The 20,975-nt window shown below is 55.8% G+C and carries 26 protein-coding genes and 1 pseudogene; 12 read left to right on the forward strand and 15 right to left on the reverse strand.

What is annotated here, in order from left to right; genetic code table 11:
- Positions 1-199: 199 nt before the first annotated feature.
- The 8 genes from MUN86_RS22475 to fumC form a co-directional block, all read right to left on the reverse strand.
- The gene (locus MUN86_RS22475; RefSeq protein WP_245120199.1) at positions 200-820 is read right to left on the reverse strand and encodes a thioredoxin family protein; all 621 of its coding nucleotides are present in this window, start codon (positions 818-820) and stop codon (positions 200-202) included.
- Between the two features lie 104 nt (positions 821-924).
- Positions 925-1,428, reverse strand: a complete 504-nt coding sequence (locus MUN86_RS22480; RefSeq protein WP_245120200.1) for a DinB family protein — start codon at positions 1,426-1,428, stop codon at positions 925-927.
- 150 nt (positions 1,429-1,578) lie between these two features.
- Positions 1,579-1,887 (reverse strand): DUF6970 domain-containing protein, encoded by a 309-nt coding sequence (locus tag MUN86_RS22485; RefSeq protein WP_245120201.1) that lies wholly within the window; start codon positions 1,885-1,887, stop codon positions 1,579-1,581.
- Complete coding sequence (locus tag MUN86_RS22490; protein ID WP_245120202.1) at positions 1,833-2,051, reverse strand: hypothetical protein; 219 nt, start codon at positions 2,049-2,051, stop codon at positions 1,833-1,835. The genes MUN86_RS22485 and MUN86_RS22490 overlap by 55 nt, the downstream gene beginning before the upstream one ends.
- A 218-nt stretch (positions 2,052-2,269) precedes the next feature.
- Entirely contained in the window at positions 2,270-2,674 is a 405-nt protein-coding gene (locus MUN86_RS22495; protein ID WP_245120203.1) for a diacylglycerol kinase family protein, read from the reverse strand.
- A complete protein-coding gene (locus tag MUN86_RS22500; RefSeq protein ID WP_245120204.1) occupies positions 2,661-3,260 on the reverse strand; it encodes a GNAT family N-acetyltransferase in 600 nt (199 codons plus the stop codon). Before MUN86_RS22500 ends, MUN86_RS22495 begins: the two co-directional genes overlap by 14 nt.
- A gap of 75 nt (positions 3,261-3,335) precedes the next feature.
- A complete protein-coding gene (locus MUN86_RS22505) occupies positions 3,336-4,397 on the reverse strand; it encodes a DHH family phosphoesterase (RefSeq protein WP_245120205.1) in 1,062 nt (353 codons plus the stop codon).
- Positions 4,398-4,501: 104 nt separating this feature from the next.
- Positions 4,502-5,905, reverse strand: coding sequence for a class II fumarate hydratase (gene fumC, locus MUN86_RS22510; RefSeq protein WP_245120206.1), 1,404 nt, complete (start codon positions 5,903-5,905; stop codon positions 4,502-4,504).
- A 195-nt stretch (positions 5,906-6,100) separates the two neighbouring features.
- Here fumC and MUN86_RS22515 point away from each other — a divergent pair, with 195 nt between their 5' ends.
- Positions 6,101-6,349 carry a hypothetical protein gene (locus MUN86_RS22515; RefSeq protein ID WP_245120207.1) on the forward strand — a complete coding sequence of 83 codons (249 nt, stop codon included), beginning with the start codon at positions 6,101-6,103 and terminating at the stop codon, positions 6,347-6,349.
- A gap of 90 nt (positions 6,350-6,439) precedes the next feature.
- On the opposite strand, the gene MUN86_RS22520 is transcribed toward MUN86_RS22515, so the two are convergent.
- Together MUN86_RS22520 and MUN86_RS22525 are read right to left on the reverse strand one after the other, a co-directional pair.
- A complete protein-coding gene (locus MUN86_RS22520; protein WP_245120208.1) occupies positions 6,440-7,954 on the reverse strand; it encodes a TonB family protein in 1,515 nt (504 codons plus the stop codon).
- Positions 7,941-8,588: an RNA polymerase sigma factor gene (locus MUN86_RS22525; protein ID WP_245120209.1), complete on the reverse strand. Its 648-nt coding sequence runs from the start codon at positions 8,586-8,588 to the stop codon at positions 7,941-7,943. The genes MUN86_RS22520 and MUN86_RS22525 overlap by 14 nt, the downstream gene beginning before the upstream one ends.
- A 389-nt stretch (positions 8,589-8,977) precedes the next feature.
- Here MUN86_RS22525 and MUN86_RS22530 point away from each other — a divergent pair, with 389 nt between their 5' ends.
- The 3 genes from MUN86_RS22530 to MUN86_RS22540 all read left to right on the forward strand — a co-directional run bounded on the left by MUN86_RS22530 (position 8,978) and on the right by MUN86_RS22540 (position 11,187).
- Positions 8,978-9,472 carry a hypothetical protein gene (locus tag MUN86_RS22530; protein ID WP_245120210.1) on the forward strand — a complete coding sequence of 165 codons (495 nt, stop codon included), beginning with the start codon at positions 8,978-8,980 and terminating at the stop codon, positions 9,470-9,472.
- A 114-nt stretch (positions 9,473-9,586) separates the two neighbouring features.
- Complete coding sequence (locus MUN86_RS22535; RefSeq protein WP_245120211.1) at positions 9,587-10,372, forward strand: hypothetical protein; 786 nt, start codon at positions 9,587-9,589, stop codon at positions 10,370-10,372.
- 125 nt (positions 10,373-10,497) lie between these two features.
- A complete protein-coding gene (locus MUN86_RS22540; RefSeq protein ID WP_245120212.1) occupies positions 10,498-11,187 on the forward strand; it encodes a TIGR04283 family arsenosugar biosynthesis glycosyltransferase in 690 nt (229 codons plus the stop codon).
- A 79-nt stretch (positions 11,188-11,266) separates the two neighbouring features.
- On the opposite strand, the gene MUN86_RS22545 is transcribed toward MUN86_RS22540, so the two are convergent.
- The 4 genes from MUN86_RS22545 to MUN86_RS22560 all read right to left on the reverse strand — a co-directional run bounded on the left by MUN86_RS22545 (position 11,267) and on the right by MUN86_RS22560 (position 12,936).
- Entirely contained in the window at positions 11,267-11,965 is a 699-nt protein-coding gene (locus tag MUN86_RS22545) for a metallophosphoesterase family protein (protein ID WP_245120213.1), read from the reverse strand.
- Between the two features lie 157 nt (positions 11,966-12,122).
- Positions 12,123-12,338, reverse strand: coding sequence for a hypothetical protein (locus MUN86_RS22550; protein ID WP_245120214.1), 216 nt, complete (start codon positions 12,336-12,338; stop codon positions 12,123-12,125).
- 86 nt (positions 12,339-12,424) lie between these two features.
- Entirely contained in the window at positions 12,425-12,658 is a 234-nt protein-coding gene (locus MUN86_RS22555; protein WP_245120215.1) for a hypothetical protein, read from the reverse strand.
- Positions 12,619-12,936, reverse strand: coding sequence for a hypothetical protein (locus MUN86_RS22560; protein ID WP_245120216.1), 318 nt, complete (start codon positions 12,934-12,936; stop codon positions 12,619-12,621). Before MUN86_RS22560 ends, MUN86_RS22555 begins: the two co-directional genes overlap by 40 nt.
- A 179-nt stretch (positions 12,937-13,115) precedes the next feature.
- On the opposite strand from MUN86_RS22560, the gene ybiA reads away from it, so the two are divergent.
- The 8 genes and pseudogenes from ybiA to MUN86_RS22600 all read left to right on the forward strand — a co-directional run.
- The gene (ybiA, locus tag MUN86_RS22565; protein ID WP_245120217.1) at positions 13,116-13,682 is read left to right on the forward strand and encodes a riboflavin biosynthesis intermediates N-glycosidase; all 567 of its coding nucleotides are present in this window, start codon (positions 13,116-13,118) and stop codon (positions 13,680-13,682) included.
- 71 nt (positions 13,683-13,753) lie between these two features.
- Positions 13,754-14,008: a 4a-hydroxytetrahydrobiopterin dehydratase gene (locus MUN86_RS22570; protein ID WP_245120218.1), complete on the forward strand. Its 255-nt coding sequence runs from the start codon at positions 13,754-13,756 to the stop codon at positions 14,006-14,008.
- 106 nt (positions 14,009-14,114) lie between these two features.
- The gene (gene rsmI, locus MUN86_RS22575; protein ID WP_245120219.1) at positions 14,115-14,831 is read left to right on the forward strand and encodes a 16S rRNA (cytidine(1402)-2'-O)-methyltransferase; all 717 of its coding nucleotides are present in this window, start codon (positions 14,115-14,117) and stop codon (positions 14,829-14,831) included.
- 34 nt (positions 14,832-14,865) lie between these two features.
- Positions 14,866-16,566: an apolipoprotein N-acyltransferase gene (lnt, locus tag MUN86_RS22580; RefSeq protein ID WP_245120220.1), complete on the forward strand. Its 1,701-nt coding sequence runs from the start codon at positions 14,866-14,868 to the stop codon at positions 16,564-16,566.
- 149 nt (positions 16,567-16,715) lie between these two features.
- The gene (locus MUN86_RS22585) at positions 16,716-17,519 is read left to right on the forward strand and encodes an inositol monophosphatase family protein (RefSeq protein ID WP_245120221.1); all 804 of its coding nucleotides are present in this window, start codon (positions 16,716-16,718) and stop codon (positions 17,517-17,519) included.
- Between the two features lie 314 nt (positions 17,520-17,833).
- Positions 17,834-18,028 carry a FeoB-associated Cys-rich membrane protein gene (locus tag MUN86_RS22590; RefSeq protein WP_245120222.1) on the forward strand — a complete coding sequence of 65 codons (195 nt, stop codon included), beginning with the start codon at positions 17,834-17,836 and terminating at the stop codon, positions 18,026-18,028.
- Between the two features lie 121 nt (positions 18,029-18,149).
- Entirely contained in the window at positions 18,150-18,491 is a 342-nt protein-coding gene (locus MUN86_RS22595) for a hypothetical protein (protein ID WP_245120223.1), read from the forward strand.
- A gap of 153 nt (positions 18,492-18,644) precedes the next feature.
- Positions 18,645-19,751 (forward strand): annotated as a pseudogene (locus MUN86_RS22600) (erythromycin esterase family protein); the annotation flags it as partial.
- Positions 19,752-19,927: 176 nt separating this feature from the next.
- Here MUN86_RS22600 and MUN86_RS22605 read toward each other — a convergent pair.
- Positions 19,928-20,950 (reverse strand): SPASM domain-containing protein, encoded by a 1,023-nt coding sequence (locus tag MUN86_RS22605; RefSeq protein WP_245120224.1) that lies wholly within the window; start codon positions 20,948-20,950, stop codon positions 19,928-19,930.
- Positions 20,951-20,975: the final 25 nt, after the last annotated feature.

Here is a 20,975-nt window from a genome sequence, read left to right on the forward strand (position 1 = left end):
AAACAGTACCTATAATTATTGAGTTATTATTACTCCTATAAATACTTGACTACCAAATATATTATCTCATACAATCCATTACTTATATCTGCCTCTTGGTTACAGGCTTCAAGAACGGCTAATAACTTAGAGCTTGAAAGCGAAAAAACCTCTCCCTTACTTAAGGGAAGAGGTTTTTCGATTTTCAGTGGTAGTACAATTACTCTAAGCCCTGTATCAGTGCCAGTAGTTCTTGCTGCGTAGCCTGAGTTTTATTCTGGGCATACCAACCGTGTATTTTCTCGGCGTATTCTTCATGAGTGGCACCTTGAGCTTTCAGATCTAGTAGCAGCGTTTGGGCTGGAGCCGGACGCGGGCCCCAATTTGCTACTTCTGTAAGCGTATCAGCGCGCAGTACAACCAGCTTTGGAATAGAGCGCGTACCATTGGTGAGATACTGGTCCATCAGGTCAAGATTGTCGTCGCGGAGAAGGTAGCGAGTACTGAGCTTGCCAGCACTGGCTTGCGCTACAGCCTCTATCACCGGCACAATCTGCGCTGCATCGCCGCACCATCCTTCCGTGATAACTAAACCAATATACTTCTGGCGTAGGTTGGCTACTGCTTCTTGCAATTCAGATTGCACCCGCACCATTTTGTCGATGCGCTGCATGCGCTGCACATTCAGGCGCGTATACTCCGTGAGCTTGTCGGACTGTTGAGGACCAGTGGTTAGATTTTGAGCCAGTAGCGTATCGATTAGCTGGCGATAACTACTGTAGGTATGACCCGCCTGTAAGCGCTCTGCGGTGAGAACAGGGGCAACTAGTGGATTCGGCATGAGTAGGTTGAAGTTAGTCGAGTATAGATGCCCCTATAACAAAGAAAAGCTCATTTCGGTGACCAAAATTGCCGCCAAAATGAGCTTCTATTTCTTCAGGCGTTTTACAAACTTGGTGCGTCGGCCATAGCCGCCTTGGCCGATAGTTCGCGGCAGTACGTAATAAAGTCGGTGTTGATAGGCTCTAGACCAGCGGCCCGTAGTTCCTTGGCTACTTGGGCCCGGTGGTAATTGGCGTGCACGGGTACGTGCGTGAAGATGTCGGACACTTGGCTGGTGTAGGTTTCGCCAATAGAGTTGGTGTACGAAATCAAGCGCTGCAATTCCGCTTCATCAGCGTTGGTAACGTACTGATGAAACCGTTCGGAAGTTTGCTCGTGCCAGTGGTGCAGGGTGGCTAAGTCATGCTCTTGCCACACTTTTACAGGGCTAGGAGTAGCCGTGAGGCGGCCCAACCAGATAGCTTGGGCATTGAGTACGTGGCTGAAAATACGGAGCCCTCCGGCTGGAAGCGTAGCACCACCGGCTACAAGCTTATCGAGGTGGTTAAGCAGAGTAGTATTGGCCCATACATTATAGGCACCCAGCTTTTCGTTGGTATTGATCATGAGGTTGATTTTGAATTTTGCCTGAAAAGTAAGGAGAGAAAAGCGCTTCGATAATGAAGTTGTGCGCCTATCAGTCGGAACCTTCGCGAAACTACTTCTCAGTTCGGTTGCCTAAGAAGCGCAACGAATTGCTTTTTTCGTCTTGCTTGGTTAGCGCGAATCCTGCCAAACCAATCTTTCTTCGGTCCGGCGCTTGGTAAAATAGCGGCAGTTTCCGTCGCCTTTGCCGGTGATTCCGCCCTCCGGATGGCAGATTATTTTTCCTTTTTGGTCGTAGAGGTTGGAATACTGGTCGCCGCCACCTAGGGTTTCATAATATACCACCTGCCCCTCGAAACGGTAGCGCATAATGCGAGCCGGCGGGTTTTGCCGCGGCTCCGTCGATAGGTTTTGAATGCGGGTTTCTAACCAGCCGGGCCGGGCAGTAGTATCAAACTGCACCATGGTGCCATCGGGCACGGGGTGGTGGTATTTTGGGAGGTTGGGGCAGGTGTAGAGACACTGCCCGTGTTGCCCGTGGCAGGAGTGTCCGTTGGGGTAGTGACAACCACATTGCGCTGGCAGGCCACGCCAAGGAAAAACAATGCTGCCACCGGAACCGACCGAAAAAGAGAGGAACGCATAAGGCGAAGAAAAGAGGACGCGAGGAGTAGCGGGCCCATTTAAGGTGCGAGCCCAACGGTCAGCTTACGCCCACCAAAGCGCAGGGTTCTATGACAGCGGCACAAGGTTCAGCTTAGGTTGAGAAGCGCAAGAAGAAGCACAGACATACATGCTTAATAATCTGCAATATACCTTAGCCAGTTGGGGCTACTAAGGGCTTGCTCAGACAAGCAGAAGATCAGGCGACGAACAATGCCCACATCCGCGGCCCAAATATTAGTAGCCCTACAACTAGAGCGGCCACAGCTCCCACCAACACGGCGCCAGCGGCCACGTCTTTGGCTCGTCCGGCCAGTGGGTGATACTCCGGTGACACTAAATTCACGACGGCTTCCACGGCCGTGTTCATTAACTCTAGCCCCAAAACCACTCCTACTGCTAGTGCCACAAGCGCCCATTCCAGCCAACTCAATCGAAAATAAAAGCCAAGTCCAATGACTACCACCGTAGCCACGGCGTGAAACTGCAAGTGAATTTCCGAGCGCAAGGCGGCGGCTACGCCCCGAAACGCGTAGCCAAAACTAGCTGCGCGGCGGCGCATGATGGCCGGAAACCGGCGGGGCGGCAACTCAGGCTGATTCACGAGCGTCGAATTCGCGGAATGCACCTTGGCGCAACACATTCCACTCGGGCTTGATTACGCTGAAAATCACGGTGTCGCGGCGGCGGCCGCCTTGGGTGTAGCGGTGGCTACGCAGGATGCCTTCCTCGGTAGCCCCCATGCGCTGCATGGCGTCCCTCGATTTTTGGTTGTGCGCATCGGTTTCCAGTTCTACCCGTTCGCAACCAAGCACCTCGAACGCGTGCCGAAACAGTAGATACTTTGCGGCTCGGTTCAAGCCAGTGCGTTGAAAATCACTGCCTATCCAGGTGTAGCCAATGGATAGACGCGCCTCTTCTTGGTCAATATTGTAGTAGCTAGTGCTGCCGGCCACCCGGTCGGTATCCTTGTCAATGATGAGAAAAGGATAGCGCCGTTGCTGTTCCCGGCCCTGCATGGCCGCGGCGATATACGCGGCTAAGCTAATCCGGTCGTCGGCGCGGGTGAGGGTGTACTGCCACAGTTCGGGCTCGAAGGCAACGGCTTGCAGATCTTCAAAATCCGTGGCTGCCAAGGGTCGCAACAGAACACGGTTGTTTTCGAGAATGATGTCCTGGGTGAAATCCATAGCGTCAGCAACTGAAGTAAGGCAATACCAAATATGCCTAAAAAAGATTCAGTAGTAAGTATTTGACAAGACCCACTAAAATCCGAGGCCCTGCAAGAGCAATTCGTACTGCGCCAAAGGCAGATGCCCACCACTTGCCTGCGGATGGCCATGCGCAAAATTGGCGGGTGGTTCGGCACCCGTGCGAGCAAAAGCCTCGCGCAACATATTGGGAATGTGTAAGTCGCGGCTGGCGGCCCGCCCGGATACGGCTACCACTCCATCAGGGAGATAACCGAGGTTGGCACACAGCACTACCCGGTCGGGCAGGCGCTGAATCCATTGCTGTGCAACGAGCGGATGAATCTGGCATGGCGAGTCGATAGTGATTACTGCTACCGGTGATGCAGCAGGACCAGCGGGCGGAAACTTAGGTGGCATCTTGCGCGCCACGGCAAGATCCGCGGCTACTTCGGCCCGGTAGCCAGCCAGTGTGGCATCCTGCGCTAGGCCGCGGGGGTTGTCGTCGTGGAGTAGGTAGCGCAGGGGCAACTCAAGGTCGAATGAGCCGGCACGACGGGCGGCATTACACATAGCTACGGCTTCCTTCAACCACTTGGCCGTATGTTGCTTTTTGGTTTCGGCCAAAGGCAGCCACGGAGCTTGGTCGCCGAGGTCGGAGAGGATACCGATGGCGGCTACCCACCGTAGGTCGGCTATGTCGGCTTCGGCGGCCAACAACTCGTAAGCCAACCACGCTGAACACGGCACCGGGTCGAGTCCGTAGCCGGTAAGTACGGTGCTGCCAGTGGGCGGCATGCCTTCCGGGATGTGGTGGTCGACGTAAAGCACTGGCACTCCGGTTGTTTCTAGCGTGCCGTGCTCATGCACCCCTAAGTCGGTGACAATGAGCGCATCGAGTTTGCGTGCCAGCAGCATTTCGTGGACGCTCGGGGTCAGGAAGGCATTTTCTCCCTTGCCTGACGGCAATACGTCTACTTGCCACTCGGGATTGATGCGGTTCAACCCGCGTCCAAATAAAGCGCCGGCCGCCAGTCCGTCTGCATCGAAATGGCAATACACCACCACATGACCCGCCGCCGGAATCTGGTCTAGAAAGGCACGAAAAGGAGCTACGAACTGAGGATAGGCCGACATGAAAACGAGCAGCCGGCCTAGTAGCCAGCTGCTCGTTGTTCGTGAAGTATGCCGTTAAGGTTGTAGACCGGGGGTTAGAATGCCCAACAACCAGAGGAAACCAGCTACTTCTTAATCTCGCCTACCATGTCCTCGGGCTTGAGCCACTCGTTGAACTGCTCTTCGGTGAGGTAGCCGAGTTGCAGAGCGGTTTCTTTGAGGGTCGAGCCGTTTTTGTGAGCGGTTTGGGCAATTTCGGCGGCTTTGTAGTAGCCGATATGCGGGTTCAGAGCCGTTACCAGCATCAGGCTGCTGTCGACGTGCTTCTTGATGTTGGCTTCGATGGGCTCGATGCCGGTGGCACACTTATCGTTGAAGCTCACGCACACGTCGCCGATCAGGCGAGCAGAGTGCAGGAAGTTGTAGATCATGACCGGCTTGAACACGTTCAGCTCGAAGTGGCCGTTCATGCCGCCGATGTTGATGGCGACGTCGTTGCCCATCACCTGCGCGGCCACCATGGTCATGGCTTCGGCTTGGGTGGGGTTTACTTTGCCGGGCATGATGCTGGAGCCGGGCTCGTTGTCAGGGATGTGCAGCTCACCGATGCCCGCACGCGGGCCCGAAGCCAACAGGCGGGTGTCGTTGGCAATCTTCATCAGGCTGGCAGCCACCGTTTTGAGGGCACCGTGGGCTTCCACAATGGCGTCGTGGGCGGCTAATGCCTCGAACTTGTTTTCAGCCGTAATGAAGGGCAAGCCCGTTAGGTCGGCAATGTGCTTGGCTACGTTTTCGGAGTAGCCGGGAGGTGTATTGATGCCGGTACCGACGGCAGTTCCACCCAAAGCCAGTTCCGAGAGGTGCGCCAGCGTGTTTTTGATAGCGCGTAAGCCATGGTCGAGCTGCGACACGTAACCGGAAAACTCCTGCCCTACCGTCAGCGGAGTGGCATCCATGAGGTGGGTGCGCCCGATTTTCACGATGTGCATGAACTGCTCGCTCTTCGCTTTCAGCGTGTCGCGCAGCTTCTCGATGCCCGGAATCGTGGTTTCCACCAGAATTTTGTAGGCCGCAATGTGCATGGCCGTGGGGAAGGTGTCGTTGCTGCTCTGGCTCTTGTTTACGTCGTCGTTGGGGGCCAGCACCTTCTTCTCATCCGAAAGCTGGCCGCCTTGCAGCACGTGGCCGCGGTAGGCCACCACCTCGTTCACATTCATGTTCGACTGCGTACCCGAACCCGTCTGCCACACCACCAACGGAAACTCCTTGTCGAGCTTGCCTTCCAGAATTTCGTCGCACACCCGGCCAATCAGCTCGGCTTTGTCGGCTGGTAAGATACCCGCGTCGCGGTTGGTGAAAGCGGCGGCTTTTTTGAGGTAGGCGAAGGCGCGAATAATTTCTTTGGGCATCCGGTTGATGTCCTGCGCAATCTGGAAGTTGTCGATGGAGCGCTGCGTTTGGGCGCCGTAGTAGGCGTCGGCGGGCACCTGTACGGTACCCATGGTGTCTTTCTCGGTGCGGAACTGCATGAAGTGGGTGATTAGGTGAGGAAGTGACTGTATTGAAATGACAGGCTCTAGCTGACGGGCGCAAAAGTACACACCGCGCCGGGCTCCGGGGCAGCTAGTTCAAAATTCTGTTATCGAGTAGCTCTTACTTTCCGGATATAGTCAAGCAGCATGGCTCTTGCGTACAACCACCTAACCACTCTTCATTTTTGCGTTATGAAAAAAACTTTTGAATCAGAATCCGACGCGCTAGCCACGCCTGCTACTACCCCAACTACTGCCCAAGCGCCAGCCACTACGCCCGAATCAGACGACAATTCCGCCGAGAAGAAGCCCGTGCCAGCCGGCAACGGCGCTCCTGACTATAGCGACGTGGAAATCAAAACCGAATCTGACCTACCTCAGCCCGAGAAGCCCGGTGGCAGCGCCACTGAGCCCGAAAGCGGCGGCGGCTACAGCGGCTAGAATTAGCTTGTAAAGCAACGAAACAGGGAGGTTGAGGTTCAGTTGGCGCCAGTAATGCCACTTGAACCTCAACCTCCCTGTTTTACGAATTTATCTATGGTCTTCTGGCCGGAACGGAACGTTTACTTCCACGGTGCGGGCGGTCCGCCGACCCTTCTGGACTGCAGGGTACCACTTCGGACCTTCTTTGAGTAAACGAATAGCTTCGGCATCGCATTCTTCGGAAATGCCGCGTACTACTTTGATATTCTGAAGGCTACCATCCTCGGCTACTGTGAAACTGAGTTTCACGTTTCCTTCCTTGCCTTCCTTGAGCGCCTGCTCCGGGTATTCGAGTTCGTCTTTCAAGTACGCTTGAAACGCTTTGTAGCCGCCCGCAGGCAGAGCACCGATGGACATAGGCGCAGGCGGCCGCTCCCGTCGCACCACTACCGTTTCATTGAGCGATTTTGTGTCGGGGGTAAGGGCCAAAGCCACCATGCTGTCTGCTGGAGCAAGGCGTTGCTCGGATGACGTGAAGCCAACATAGCTGAAAGTCAAGGCCCCTACCGATTCGGGTACTAGTAACGAAAACGACCCGTCAGCAGCTGTGCTAGTTCCGAGGTTAGTGCCCTTGGCTATCACTGTCACGCCGGGGAGCGCTGCGCCGCTAGTACGGTCCGTAACTTGGCCACGCACCACTCGCATACCCGCCGGAGCCACCACCGTCGATTCAATCCGACCTGCTAGACTATTACTAGCCATCGGCTTAGAATCCGATGCAGCTTGGGTGCTAGCCAGTTTGGATCTGCCCGCGAGTTTAGCTTTCGGAGCTGGTGCCATTCGGGCGTAGGCTGCACTCTGCTCCTCATTGGCTGATGCTTGTTTGCTTGAAGCCAACTGCGTAGTATCCGCAGCCACAGGATTAATGGCTTTGCTTTCTTCGGCAACCCTAGCTACATCTGCCGTTCCTTCCACCGCCGCATCTGCTAGCGTGACAGCAGGTATTTCTGTTGAAGTTTGTTGTTGCTGCTGGCGTTTTGGTTTTGCATTGGTGCGTTCCTGTTTTGAAAATGCTACCGCCTCATTTTTTTCTACCAGAACCGGCGCCGAGGCAATAGCCTTACCGGCGACCTCCGTTTCTGTTTGCGCCTCTGGCGCCGCCGGAGCAGCCTCCAATGAAGGCTTTGCTACCTCTGCTTTTTCAAGCTGCCTTTTGGGTTGGCGCATAGCTACTTGCGGCGCGGCAGCCGGACCTTCGGTGGTACGGCGCACGCCAAGCCATATGGCCGTACTTACAAGCAGCAAAACTATAGCCGCTACCATTTGCCGCCAGGGCCACATCGGCACAACGGGGGCCACATCGGGGTTCTCTTGGGCTAATCGGGCGCGCAGACGAATTTGCAGCTCACTTAGCGCTTGGTCGGTGGTGGCGAGGTCAGTTTGAGAAAGGCCTTCTAGTACGTCGGCGCAACGGGAGCAAGCCAGCGTGTGCGCTTCTACGCGGTGCTGCTCAGCCGCCGACAACGTACCGGCCACGTACTGCCGCAGCACTGCCATAGGCAAGTGCTGCCCACCCGATGCATCGGGCGACAGGAGAGCAGGAAGGTGATCAGCGGGCCGCATCAGAAGAGAAGGAGGTGGTAGGCGGTGAAGATTCGAGGTGGCGCTTGAGGTTGCGCTTTCCGTTTTGCAGATGGCTTTTTACCGTGTTTAGGTCGTAGCCGGTTTCTTGGCTGATGTCACGGTAACATTTCTTTTCCAGAAAGAACAGCTCCAGACATCGTCGTTGGCCTTCGGGAAGAATGCCCAAAGCGTGTTCGAGAGCTTGCAGGCGGGCTTCCATGAAAGTGGCTTCGTCGGGGTCGTCAGGTTCTAGATGCTCGGCCACTGCCGATTCCATACCGGCGGCATCCGGAAAATGCAGCACCAGCGCCCCGCCTCGGTCGGGACCGGGGCGCTGCCGGGCCCGCAGTGTCATCAAGCAGTGGTTGCGGGCAGTAGCGTGCAGCCAAGCGGGGAAGTTATCGACCTCGTGGCGCCGCAGCTTCTCCACTAGCACTTCAAAGAGTTGCATCACGGCGTCTTGCGCATCGGCCTCGCCGGGCCCTAAGTACCGCCTACAAATAGCAAATACCTCGGGCATGTGGCGCTCATACAATACACCCAAGTCGGTTACTACGCCCTGCTGGCGGTAACGGGCCAGCAACTCCTGGTCGGATAGCTCGGTCGGCGACTTAGGACGGCGTTTGAAAAACATAGCACAGCGCAAACCTAGCGTCGTCGGCTTTTCCTTAGCTCGCCAGCCGCCGGCTGCTCCGCCAAGATACGGCAGTTGTCGTTGCGACACTAGCAGCTAATTGCCGCCAGGGGAACCTATGAGGGTAGCACCCGAATTTTAAGCTCTAATTGTAGCAATCTGGTTGTTTAAGGTTGATTAAAAAGAGCTGCTTCCGATAAATAAGCTTCTCGTAATTGCACAGAGATTTTATTGAATTGTCTGCATCGGCGAATCTTGCAGTTTGATGCCGTAAGCGCCCCAAAAAGGCCATTCATTACTGCCTGCCTACCGTATTTGAGCACTATCTTGTTCAACTTTTGCCCGCGGCTGATTGGTGTGGGCGTTGATTTTGTCTTATTCCTGGTGCCGTGCCACAGCCTCTTGCCGATACGCTGACCCACCTGCGCGTGGGCAACCAGACTTTCCTGATCAACTTCTATCAGGACCACCGCGACGACTTCGCAGAGTGGGCGCGCCAGCACCACCAACTCGACCGTGCTGCGGCTCACGAGTTGCTGCGCTCCATCCTGGTCGAGTTCTACAACCAGGTGGCCGACGGCCGCCTGACCAAGCTACCGCCCGACCTGCGTGCTCACCTTTACGGCATGGCCGAGCAACTTCCTCAAGCGGCCACGACCACTGCGCTACCAGCCGCCGAAGCCCGTCGCCGGCGCCACTTACTCGGTTTGTTTGGGCAGCTTGGCCCCGATTGCCAGCAGGTATTGATGTTCTTTTATTTCCGGGGCTACAACTTCAAAAAGCTAGCCGGTAAGATGGGCTTTGCTAACGCCACAGTGGGTCGACTACAAAAGTCGAGCTGTCTGCGCCGTTTATATGAGCTGCATTTGCGAGCAGAGGAATAAGTACTTGAAGCCTGAATACTAGCACTGTACAAATTACTATTATACTCTACCTGACCGACCACAGCTACCACTTATCGATCCACTATAATCACTTACCTATCAATCAATAACCTCATGGATTTGCGCCCTTATTTAGATGAACTGGAACGCTTCGCTGACGGGCAACTGTCGGAGGCGGAGCAGGAAGCATTTGAGCTGCGGCTGGCGCAGGACGAAAAGCTAAACGCGGCGTACGAAGAGTACGAGCAGTTCACTGCTGACCTGCGTTGGGTGGCCGGCCACGAAACCCTGCAGCATCGCCTCCGCAACCTCGACAAGCGTCTCGACGAACGGCAAGTTGCTCTGACCAACATGCAGACCCGGACCACCGCTCCGCGCATCCGGTGGGGCCTAGTCGCTGCTGTTGTGGCCTTGGTTTTGAGCTTTGGACTGTGGCTGCTTTCGCGCCCTCGTCCCCTCAATTCCGAAGAAACCTGGACTCGCTATTATGTACCCGATCCTGGCCTGACCGAAGTGGCGGCCCAAGCCACCAAAAGCCCGCTTCTGATTGATGCGATGCGTCAGTACCGGGCGGGGCATTATCCGGCGGCGCTGCACTCAATGCGGCGCGTTTCCGCCGCCACCGTCGCCGATGATACGCTCCTCTATTACACTGGCGTAGTACTGCTGCGCCACGAGGAAGCGGGTGCGGCCCGCAACTACCTCACGCGCGCCAGTCAGCAACCCGCTTCGGCGCTGGCAGGCAAGGCTCGCTACCACTTAGCTATGGCTCAGTGGCGCACTGGCCAGTTGCCGCAAGCTAGAACCAACCTGGAAGCCGTCGCCACCGATCCACAAAATCCGTATCAATTGCACGCCCAGCAAGTGCTGCGTGCCAAGGTGCTGCTCCCCCGCGACTAGTGACGAGCCAGTTGCGGTGCTGCTGCGCTTGCGCAGCAGCCCAAACCGGCGGTTTCCTCTAGTCTCGAATACGTATGTGCCCTGCTCCTGCTCAAGCAGCTTCTGGTGCTCTGGCTTCCGTCAGTGTGATCATTCCTACCTACAAGGAAGCGGACGGCATTGGCTCATTGGTGCGCTACCTCTACGAAGGCAACGGCACGGATAACGCACTGGAAATCATAGTAGTCGATGCTGGCAGCCCTGATGATACAGCTGTGGTAGCGCAGCAGGCAGGCGCCCGGGTAGTGCAGTGCCCGCGCAAGGGACGGGCCGCTCAACTCAATTTCGGAGCCCGCCACGCCACCGGCAGCATTCTTTACTTTCTGCACGCCGATACGTATCCGCCCGTTGGTTTCAGCCAGGAAATAAGAGCGGCTGTGGAACAGGGCAGCGGGGCCGGCTGCTACCGCTTAGCGTTTGATCATCCAAGCTGGTTTTTGAAAGCTAATGCTTGGTTTACCCGCTTTCACTTTGAATTATTTCGCTTTGGCGACCAAAGTTTATTTGTGCGACGCGACGTATTCAGCCAGATTGGTGGGTACCGGGAAGACATGATGGTGCTGGAAGACCAGGAAATTACGCGCCGGCTTCGGCGTGCCGCCCCGTTTCAGATTCTGCCGGGGCCCATTGTCACATCGGCTCGTAAGTACCGCGAAAACGGTGTGTGGCGACTTCAGAGCATCTATTACCTGATTACCATAATGCACCACCTCGGCGCTTCTCAACAAAGACTGATAAACCTATACCGCAGCATGATCCGGCAGGACAAGGTGTGAGGTTAGCTATTGGCACAGGAGGCAAGCCCTCCTACCACTGTGTATTGTATTGATAGTGAATCAGTAATGGCAACTTATCTTAGCGCCGAGCAATTTCATAGGGCGGCTCCAAGTTGCGTTGCAGAGTTAGCTCGAAGGTATCGAGGTTGAGGGCTGCTAGGTGGGACAGTTCGGGATTGTGCCGGTACACACAGCCCGTATCGAGGCTGATGACTTGAGCTTGGGTGCGGGCTTGGCGCTGTACCTCCGCCGTGGGCGTGGGCACGTGACCATGTAGTAGGCGGCGGCCCTGCAGGCGAGCAGCATCGAAGGTGAACTGCTTGATATTGAGCATCGTGTGCCAGTCAGCGCGCATTCGGTCGGGGGGCAGTCGGAAGTTATAGCCCGCGTGCACTAGCGTGAAGCCTTCGATATCGAGTTGGTAGGGCAAGTTCTCAAGCCAAGTGAGATAGGGCGCCGGAATATCTTCGGCTCGCGTTACGCCGAAACTTTCTAGAGTAAGTTGCCGGTCGGCAGCCGAAGCCCATGTCAGGTCATTGAAGCCGCGGGCCGCATCGAGCAGTTCTTGGTCGTGGTTGCCGCGCAGGCAGTATACCCGCAACCCACGGCTTGGCATTGCCATCAGATAGTCGAGCACACCGCGGCTGTCGGGGCCCTTGTTTACGTAGTCGCCGAGCACAAACAGTTCATCCTCGGGTTGCAGCTGTAATTCTTGCTCCAGCAAGTGTCGGAAGGTTTGCAAACAGCCATGCAGATCGGTAGTAACGTATCGGGCCATAAGGAGCAGAACGGTGCAGAAGGTGAGAGTGAAAATACAGGCACAGAGACGGAGGCACTAGCGTAACTCCAAAGGTTCTACCTAGCAATGCTAAACTGTTTACAAAGAAAAAAGCACCTTCCGAAGTGAAAGGTGCTTTTCTGCTTATCAATTATTCTCAGCTATAAGATGGCTTATCGAGCTCTGGCTTGTCGAGGTTGCGGTTGGGGTGACGAACACCCGCATCATCGGCTTCCTGCTGAAGCCGCTCCTCTGTTTGCTCGTCTAAGTCGTTTACGGGCAAATTACCAGCGCCCTTGGGCTGCTCGGTTTGCGAGGGGCTACCGTGGTTTTCCTTGGACTGGTGGTTGGTATTATTGCTTTTGTAAGGCATGGCCGTGAGAATTTAAGGTGAAGGGTTGTTTTCGGTTGGTGGGGTAAGAGAACAAAGCACTTCTGAAACCAAGAGTAGCTTGGTGACTACTGATCGATGGCCGTATCGGTAGCGGTGGGGTCGGTGAGGTCGGCGTTGGTGCCTTGGCGGGCCAACACGTCGTTGTTGGGTTGCGGCTGTTCCATTTGGCCCATGCCTACCCGCGAATCGGGGTCTTCCATTTCATCGGGACCCGAGCGGGCGTCGTCGGCATCTAGCTCGTCAACGGGCCGGCGGGCTTCTATGGGCGTGTCGTCGTCGAGGAGGTCCGGATCAGGCATGTCCTCATTGGCTTGCCGGTCGCGGCCCTGGTCGTCGGAAAGAATATTATCGGGGGGAGAGTCGTGGAATCGGCGTTGCGGTTTTCACCAAGGGCCGTGATGCCATTGGCCGTATCGGTGCCGTAGCCTTCCCGGCCTTCCCGGTTGCCGAAACCACCGCGCGCATCTTCGTTCTTGGGTGGGTCGCCGCCGGGGATGATGTGCCCAGCCGCTAACTCCTGGTCGGTAGTATCGTCGTTGATAACACGAACGGGACGGTTCTTAGGGTCGATAGCCATAGGACTTGTGGAATCGTGATGGGAAGTAGGAAAGTGATGTTTACTGTGGTTTGCAGATTTGGGTTTAGGTTCAACAACTGATTTGCACCGGCCTAGGCCGTTCTGGTCCGTTTGCTGCCCCTAGCAAGTAGCTGTCCTTGAGTGCTTACCTTCGTTTTCAATCCTGATTCGCTGCTTTCATGTCCGCTACGCTACCTCCTATCCGTTCCGTCGAATCGTTGCGCCAGCACTTAGAAGCGGGCCACAACTTGAAATATGTGTTTTTCTGGGGCCATACCGGCCAGCCGGGCGGGGTCGTCGGCAAAGAGTGCTTCAGCCAATGGTATCCGGCTGCCTTCACCCTCGATGGCGACACCTACGCTACCACCGAGCACTACATGATGGCGGAAAAAGCCCGTTTGTTTGGTGATGAAGTCACCCGCACCGCCATTCTTACGGCCACTCATCCCAACGAAGCCAAAAAGCTAGGGCGCACCGTGCAAAATTTTGATGCGTCTCGTTGGGAAGCCGCTCGGTTTAACATCGTGGTACAGGGCAACGTCGCCAAGTTCAGTCAGCACCCGACGCTACGAGAGTTTCTTCGGCAAACTGGTTCCCGCGTCCTCGTCGAAGCTAGCCCGGTTGACGCTATTTGGGGCATTGGCTTGGCGCAAGACAGTCCGCATGCCAGCAACCCCGCCGAGTGGCAAGGACTCAATTTGCTAGGCTTTGCTTTGATGGAAGTACGAGAGCAACTAGCCGACTAAAGCGCTGTGGCAATACCGTGAGGTTTTACGTATCGGAGTAGTACTTTCTCACAATCCTTTCTACGTCTCTTATGTGGATTGAACAAGACAACGCCCTGACCCGCACCTTTCGCTTCCTCGACTTCAAGACGGCTTTTGCGTTCATGACGGACGTGGCTGCTGCCGCCGAACGGCTAGATCATCATCCGTGGTGGGCCAACGAGTACAGCACCGTCGAGTTTCGGCTGCGCACCCACGACGCCGGCAACACCGTAACCAAGCGCGACCATCGGCTAGCCGAAGCCATCGACCAATTAGCTGAACAACACGGTGCAAAGGTTGCCTAACTGGTGGCCACCTAGTCAATCCAGCGAACTGAACGGCAAGCTGAAACTTGCGTGCCTTTGCCAGGACGCTAGCCACTGCTGATGCTTCACGTCCTACCTTTGTCTTATGTCGGAACCTGCTACCACCCTTCTTTATCTAGTCCCTACTCCCATCGGCAACCTCGAGGACATCACGCTGCGGGCTATCCGAGTGCTAGGCGAGGTAGATACGGTACTGGCCGAAGACACCCGTACCAGCGGCCGCCTCATGCAACACTTGGGGTTGAAAAAGCCCATGCTCAGCTACCACCTTCACAACGAGCATCAGCAAGTGCAGCGCCTGCTAGAACGGCTAGAGAAAGGCGAAACTATGGCGCTGGTATCAGATGCCGGCACCCCCGGAATTTCCGACCCTGGCTTTTTGTTGGTGCGGGAGTGTTTGGCGCGAGGCCTGAAAGTGGAATGCTTGCCGGGTGCTACGGCGTTTGTGCCGGCATTGCTTAAGTCGGGATTCGGGGCGGAGCGGTTTTCGTTTGAAGGATTCTTGCCGGTGAAAAAAGGCCGCCAAACCCGCTTGCGCGAGCTAGCGCCTGAAACCCGGACCATGATTTTCTACGAGTCGCCGCACCGGATAGTGAAGACGCTGGAGCAACTGGCCGAAGTATTGGGGCCGGACCGGCAGGCGTCGGTGAGCCGGGAGTTAACCAAGCTGTTCGAGGAAACGGTGAACGGAACGCTAACGGAACTAGCCGCCAACTTCGCGGCCCGAGCTAGCATCAAAGGAGAAATTGTAGTAGTTGTTCAGGGCCAAAAAGACCTTAAAGAAGAGCGTCGTGCTGACTAAACCTTCTGTATCAGAAATACCCGTAGCAGCCCCCGTGGCAACTGACGCTTCGGCGCGCGCTGCGTATTGGCAGCCGAGCTTATTAGCCTTCCTTGGCGCCGGACTCTTGTGGCTAGGTTGGCCGGTTCACCCTAGTCCTTTCTCAGCATTGACAGCCGTGCTGCTGGTAGCTTGGGTGCCGTATCTGCGCATGGAGCAGGTGTTGGTAGCACGCGGGGCTAGCGGCTGGAAAGTGTTCCGCTACACGTATTTGCTGCTGGTGCTGTGGAACGCCTTTACTACGTGGTGGGTGAGTTTCAGCACCTTAGGTGGTGGCATTGCTGCCGTGGTGCTCAACGCGCTGCTGATGTGCATCCCCACCATGGCGTTCTACCACACCAAGCGGTTGGCGGGTCCAAAGCTCGGCTATATTTCCCTCCCTATCTACTGGATTGCTTTCGAGCAGTTGCACCTGCATTGGGACCTGACTTGGCCCTGGCTCACCCTTGGCAACGGTTTCGCACAAGCCAACCAGTGGGTGCAGTGGTACGAATACACCGGCTTTCTAGGCGGTTCGTTATGGATATGGGTGGTAAGTATCCTGGTGTTCCGTGCTTTGTTTGGTATTCAAACCCCTGCGCCTTCCTCTCGCAGCAATCAGGCTTCCATCGCACATCAACCCGATAATGCTCCGCTTGGGCGGCCAGTGGCTGCCCGGTGGTTGGCGCCCATCTTGGCTGTATTGTTGCCCATGCTTGCTTCCTATGGCATCGGGGCTACTTATCAGGAGAAGGGCGAAACGGCCGAGGTAGTGGTAGTGCAGCCCAACGTCGATCCGTTCCTGGAGAAGTTCAGCAGCAACCCCAACTTCATTCCCTACGACCAGCAACTGACCCGCTTGCTCGGCCTTACCGAGCAGCAGCTTACGCCGCAAACCCGGCTGGTGCTCTGGCCGGAAACAGCGCTCGAAGAATCTTACTTCGAGCAAAATTTCGAGACAAATTCCAAGGTGATGCGGTTACGCAGCTGGCTAGCGCAGCACCCTGGCGTCGAGCTGATTACGGGCATGACCACCATCAAGATGTATGGTAGCACCAAGGAAATGGCCACGCCCACGGCTCGCTTCCGCGACGACGTTGGGTATTATGATGTCTTCAACACGGCGGTTCACTTCCCGAGTGCTACCGCTCCGGCCACGTTCTACCACAAGTCGCGCCTAGTGCCGGGCGTAGAGAAAGTGCCGGTAGTGCTAACCAAGCTCATTGCCAATATTGATTTAGGTGGTGTTGTTGGTTCGTATGGTAGCCAAGATGAGCGAACCGTGTTCAACACCAATACGCCTGCTTTGCGCCTCGCGCCCTCCATTTGCTACGAGTCGGTGTACGGCGACTTCATGGCTCAATACATCAAGAACGGGGCTACGCTTATCGGCATTATCACCAATGACGGTTGGTGGAGCGACTCACCCGGTCACAAGCAGCACTTCCAGTACGCCACTCTCCGCGCCATCGAAACCCGCCGCGACATTGCCCGCTCCGCCAACACGGGCATTTCGGGCTTCATCAACCAAAAAGGCGAAGTCCTGACGCGCACGGCTTGGTGGGAACAAGCTGTCAGCCGCCACGCCGTTCATCTCAACAAAGAGCTAACGTTCTATGTGCAGCACGGCGACCTAATAGGTCCCGCTACGCAGGTGCTGGCAGTGCTACTATTGGTGTTGGTGCTAGCTCGACGATTCAGCAAGAGTGTGGCCTAGGCTCGGCTTGTGCCTTACTTGTCGGGTTGCTGCTTATTTTCGAGCTACGGGTAGAACACCCATACGGGTTATGGTATACCTGCTCATCATTTACTTAGTCTTGTGGTTCTTGTACGGCACAAGCGCATGCTTTTGCCACATTTCTCCTTATGGATTACAACCAACTTAGCTTTCAGCTAGCCGCCGTTACCCGCCATGCGGGCCAGTTTATTCGCCAAGAAGCTGCCACCTTCGACCGGGGCCGCGTCGAAACCAAAGGCTTGCACGACCTAGTATCCTACGTAGATAAGGAAACGGAAAAGCTGCTCGTCGCTGGATTGCGTGAACTATTACCCGAGGCTGGTTTCATCACCGAGGAAGGCACCGAAGGCGCCGTGCAAGCCGACGAATACAACTGGATTATTGACCCACTCGACGGCACCACCAACTTTGTGCACGGCCTACCCTGCTACTCCGTGAGCGTCGCTCTAATGCATCACCAAGAGCTAGTTGCCGGGGTAGTGTACGAAGTGAACCGTGATGAATGCTTCCGCGCCGCCATCGGCTCCGGGGCCTTCTGCAACGAAATTCCGATTCACGTCAGCGACATTCCTGAGCTTGGCGGCTCTCTAGTAGCTACTGGCTTTCCCTACTATCAATTCGGCCAGCTGCCAAGCTACTTGCAGTTGTTGGGCGCTTTCATGGAACGCTCACATGGCGTCCGCCGCATGGGGTCCGCCGCCGTCGATTTGGCTTATGTAGCGGCCGGCCGTTTCGAGAGCTTCTTCGAATTCAACCTCAATTCCTACGACGTAGCTGCCGGTATTCTGCTCGTGCGCGAAGCCGGGGGTCGCGTCACGCAATTTCTGGAAGATGGGGACCCAATCTTTGGCCGCGAGCTGGTAGCCAGCAATGGCCACATTCACCAGGAAATGCAGGATACCATTCGGGAGTTCTGGCAAGTAAAAGCTTAAGCGCGAAAACACACTTCCCATGTTTAAACCGATGACTGGCAACTAGCTCCCTCTGAACGTCATGCTGAGCGCAGTCGAAGCATCTCGCTCGACTCGTTGAACTAGTTTGGGTTTACCATGCTAGCAAGATGCTTCGGCTGCGCTCAGCATGACGTTCTTCTAGCATTGTGCCGGGGATGCTTCAGTTCTGCAAGCAGACTTTGTAAACACATTGCAGCCAACCGCTTTTCAATTTGTTGCTTGCTCTACACTATTTCGGAGAGCAAATAAAATGCGGTAAACTTTTCCCATCATCTTGTAGTTTTGCAGGCATCATGTGGATTCAGACACTCATCATTGTGCTGCTTTTCGCCGGAGCCTCCTTTTATGTAGGACGCATTTTCTGGCGGGCATTTTTCGATAAATCCTCGGCGGGGTGCGCCAAGGGCTGTGGTGGCGCTTGCGGCACTATCGACGTCGATAGGCTGCAACGCACGATTGAGGCCGCGGCTGACCGCGGCGCGAAGTAGCCGGGTATTTCACTTTCTATATTTTTGGCAACCTGCCCCCGTACTGGCTCCGTATAGCCGGTACGGGGGTTTGTTTTAACGCCCTTTTAACGCTTCAGCTTTCCAACCGAACTCTACCATCATGCAAGACAAAGAAGAAGAACGCTCACTCATGAAAGTGGAAGAGAAGCTCAGCAAGGATGGTTTCACTGCTGACTTTCGTGTGTCTGAAGGTCGCCTGCACACCCTCAGCGAAGAGCGGAGCAAGAGCTATGCCCCCAACGAAGTAGTTATCGTTGACTTCTACCGCTTCGAAGGCGAGAGTGACCCGGATGACATGTCTATTCTCTATGCGCTCGAAACCGCTGACGGCGTCCGAGGCACCATTTCCTCCGCCTACGGCGTGTACGCCGACACCGATACCGACGATTTCCTTAAGCAAGTAGAAGACCTAGGCAAGAACCTGAAGAAAGAGCACAAATAAGCGCCTCTATTCATCTGCCACAACTACTAGAGTGCGTCCCGAAGCAATTCGGGGCGCACTCTGCTATTTCCGCCCTGCCTAATCTCGACTACAACCATGAAAACTGCTCTCCCTACCCACCCTTTGCGCACCGCCTCCGACCTCGATCCTCTTATGCAAGCCATTGGCGATGCGCGCATTGTGCTCCTAGGCGAGGCCTCGCACGGCACCGCCGAATACTACACCTGGCGCACGACCATTTCGAAGCGGCTGATTCAAGAAAAAGGCTTTCAATTTATTGCCGTGGAAGGCGACTGGCCCGACTGTTTCGAGGTGAATGCAGCCATCAAGAAAGACGAAGTAACCTACGGATCGGTGCCGCAGTTGCTACGCACCTTCAACCGCTGGCCAACTTGGATGTGGGGCAATTGGGAGATAGTGGGCCTCGTAGATTGGCTGCACACGCACAACCGCCAACGGCCTATGGAGCAGCGGGTAGGCTTTTACGGGCTAGACGTGTACAGTTTGTGGGAGTCGTTGCAGGAGATAATGCAGTATGTGGAAAAGCAGGGCGACGGGGCCGTGCAGGCAGCGCAACGGGCTTTCCAGTGCTTCGAGCCCTATGGCAACGATCCGCAAGAGTACGCCCAAGCTATTGCGTATGTCTCCGAAGACTGCCAGGATGAGGTAAACGATATGCTGCGCGCCCTGCGCAAGCAAACGGCTAGCCAGCAGCCGGACGGATTAGCCGACCAGGAAATGAAGTTTGGAGCCGACCAAAACGCGCTGGTGGCCGTGAATGCCGAGCGCTACTACCGGGCCATGTTGCGCGGCGGCTCTGCCTCCTGGAATGTACGCGACAATCACATGATGGAAACCCTCACTCGCCTGCTCGATCTGCACGGCCCCGACAGCAAAGCCATTATTTGGGAACACAACACCCACATTGGCGACGCCCGTTACACCGACATGCGCCGCGAAGATATGGTGAACGTAGGGCAGCTAACCCGGGAAGCCTACGGCCGTGAAAACGTGTTCATTGCGGGCTTCGGCTCTTACGAGGGTTCTGTTATTGCGGGTAAGAAATGGGGCGCTACTCCCGAAAAAATAACCGTTCCCGCCGCCACGCGCAACTCGTGGGAGCACCAGCTGCATCAACAGCTGGCCGGCGACAATGCCCTCCTTCTTTCCTCGGAACTGCATGGGCACCAAGAGTTACAGCAACCCATTGGCCACCGAGCCATTGGGGTGGTCTATCGGCCGGAATTCGAGCGGTTCGGTAACTACGTGCCCTCTATCATCCCCGACCGGTACGACGCCTTTCTCTTCATCGACCAAACGCAGGCGCTCCATCCCTTGCCCACGCACGCCGACGAGCATACTCCCCCGACCTGTACCCGTCGGGTCAGTAAGAGTTGGTTTTCCGCTAATTTGCGCAGGCACGCTTCAGCTAGCCTTCATCCCCACACCTTGGTGCCTTGGGTGCAGTTGCGGCACATTTCTATCTGGTCGCGGCCTTTTAGTAGAGAGGCCCGGAAGTCGCGGTACTTGGTGCCGTGCCAGAGTTGGCGAAATGTCTGCTGCTGTAGGTCGCCGAGGCGGTACTCGGCATCCTTATCGAAGCAGCAAGGCACCACCAAGCCGTCCCACGTAACGACGCAGCTATGCCACATTTTCCAGCAGTGGTTGAGCAGCCGGTTTTTAATTTGCCAGGTGCCGTTGCCAGTGTTTTCGTAGCGCGAGTAGTAGTCGATGGTGGGAATGAGCGGGGAGCCGTTTTGGTAATCGTAGATCTGCGCGGTCTTGAACCACACATCATCCACGCCCATTTCGCGGGCTAGCTGCCGAGCGTCCTCCATTTGATGCTCATTGGGCCGCACCACCAGAAACTGAAACACCACCCGCGGCGTGCTCGACTTCAACTCCTTGCGCCACCGAATTAGATTGCGGGTGCCTTCCAGCACCTTATCTATTTTGCCGCCTACCCGGTACTGCTGGTACACCTCTTGGGTGGTGCCATCCAGAGAGATAATCAGCCGGTCGAGCCCGCTTTCCACCGTCCGGCGGGCGTTGGTGTCGTTGAGGTAGTGGGCGTTGGTGCTGGTGGCGGTGTAAATGCCTTTGCGCGAAGCGTAGTTTACCAGCTCCAGAAAGTTGGGATGCAGATACGGCTCCCCCTGAAAGTAGAATATCAGGTACCATAACCGGGCCGCTACCTCGTCGATGGTTTTGCGGAACAAGTCATCGGGCAACATGCCAGTAGGGCGCGTGAAAGAACGTAAGCCACTCGGGCACTCCGGGCAACGCAGGTTACAGCTCGTGGTGGGCTCAAACGACAAAGCCACCGGCAAACCCCAATGCCGTGCCTTCCCCGTCAGCTTGCTCAATGCATAGCCTCCCACCACCTGCGCCGAATTCCATACCCGGCGTGGGGTAGCTTTCGACAAAAAATTCAGCGAATCGGTGAGCAAAGAAGCCATAGCAACGCAAAGGTAGACGGTAGAC

Origin of the sequence: Hymenobacter volaticus (assembly GCF_022921055.1) — a bacterium.
GTDB classification, from domain to species: domain Bacteria; phylum Bacteroidota; class Bacteroidia; order Cytophagales; family Hymenobacteraceae; genus Hymenobacter; species Hymenobacter volaticus.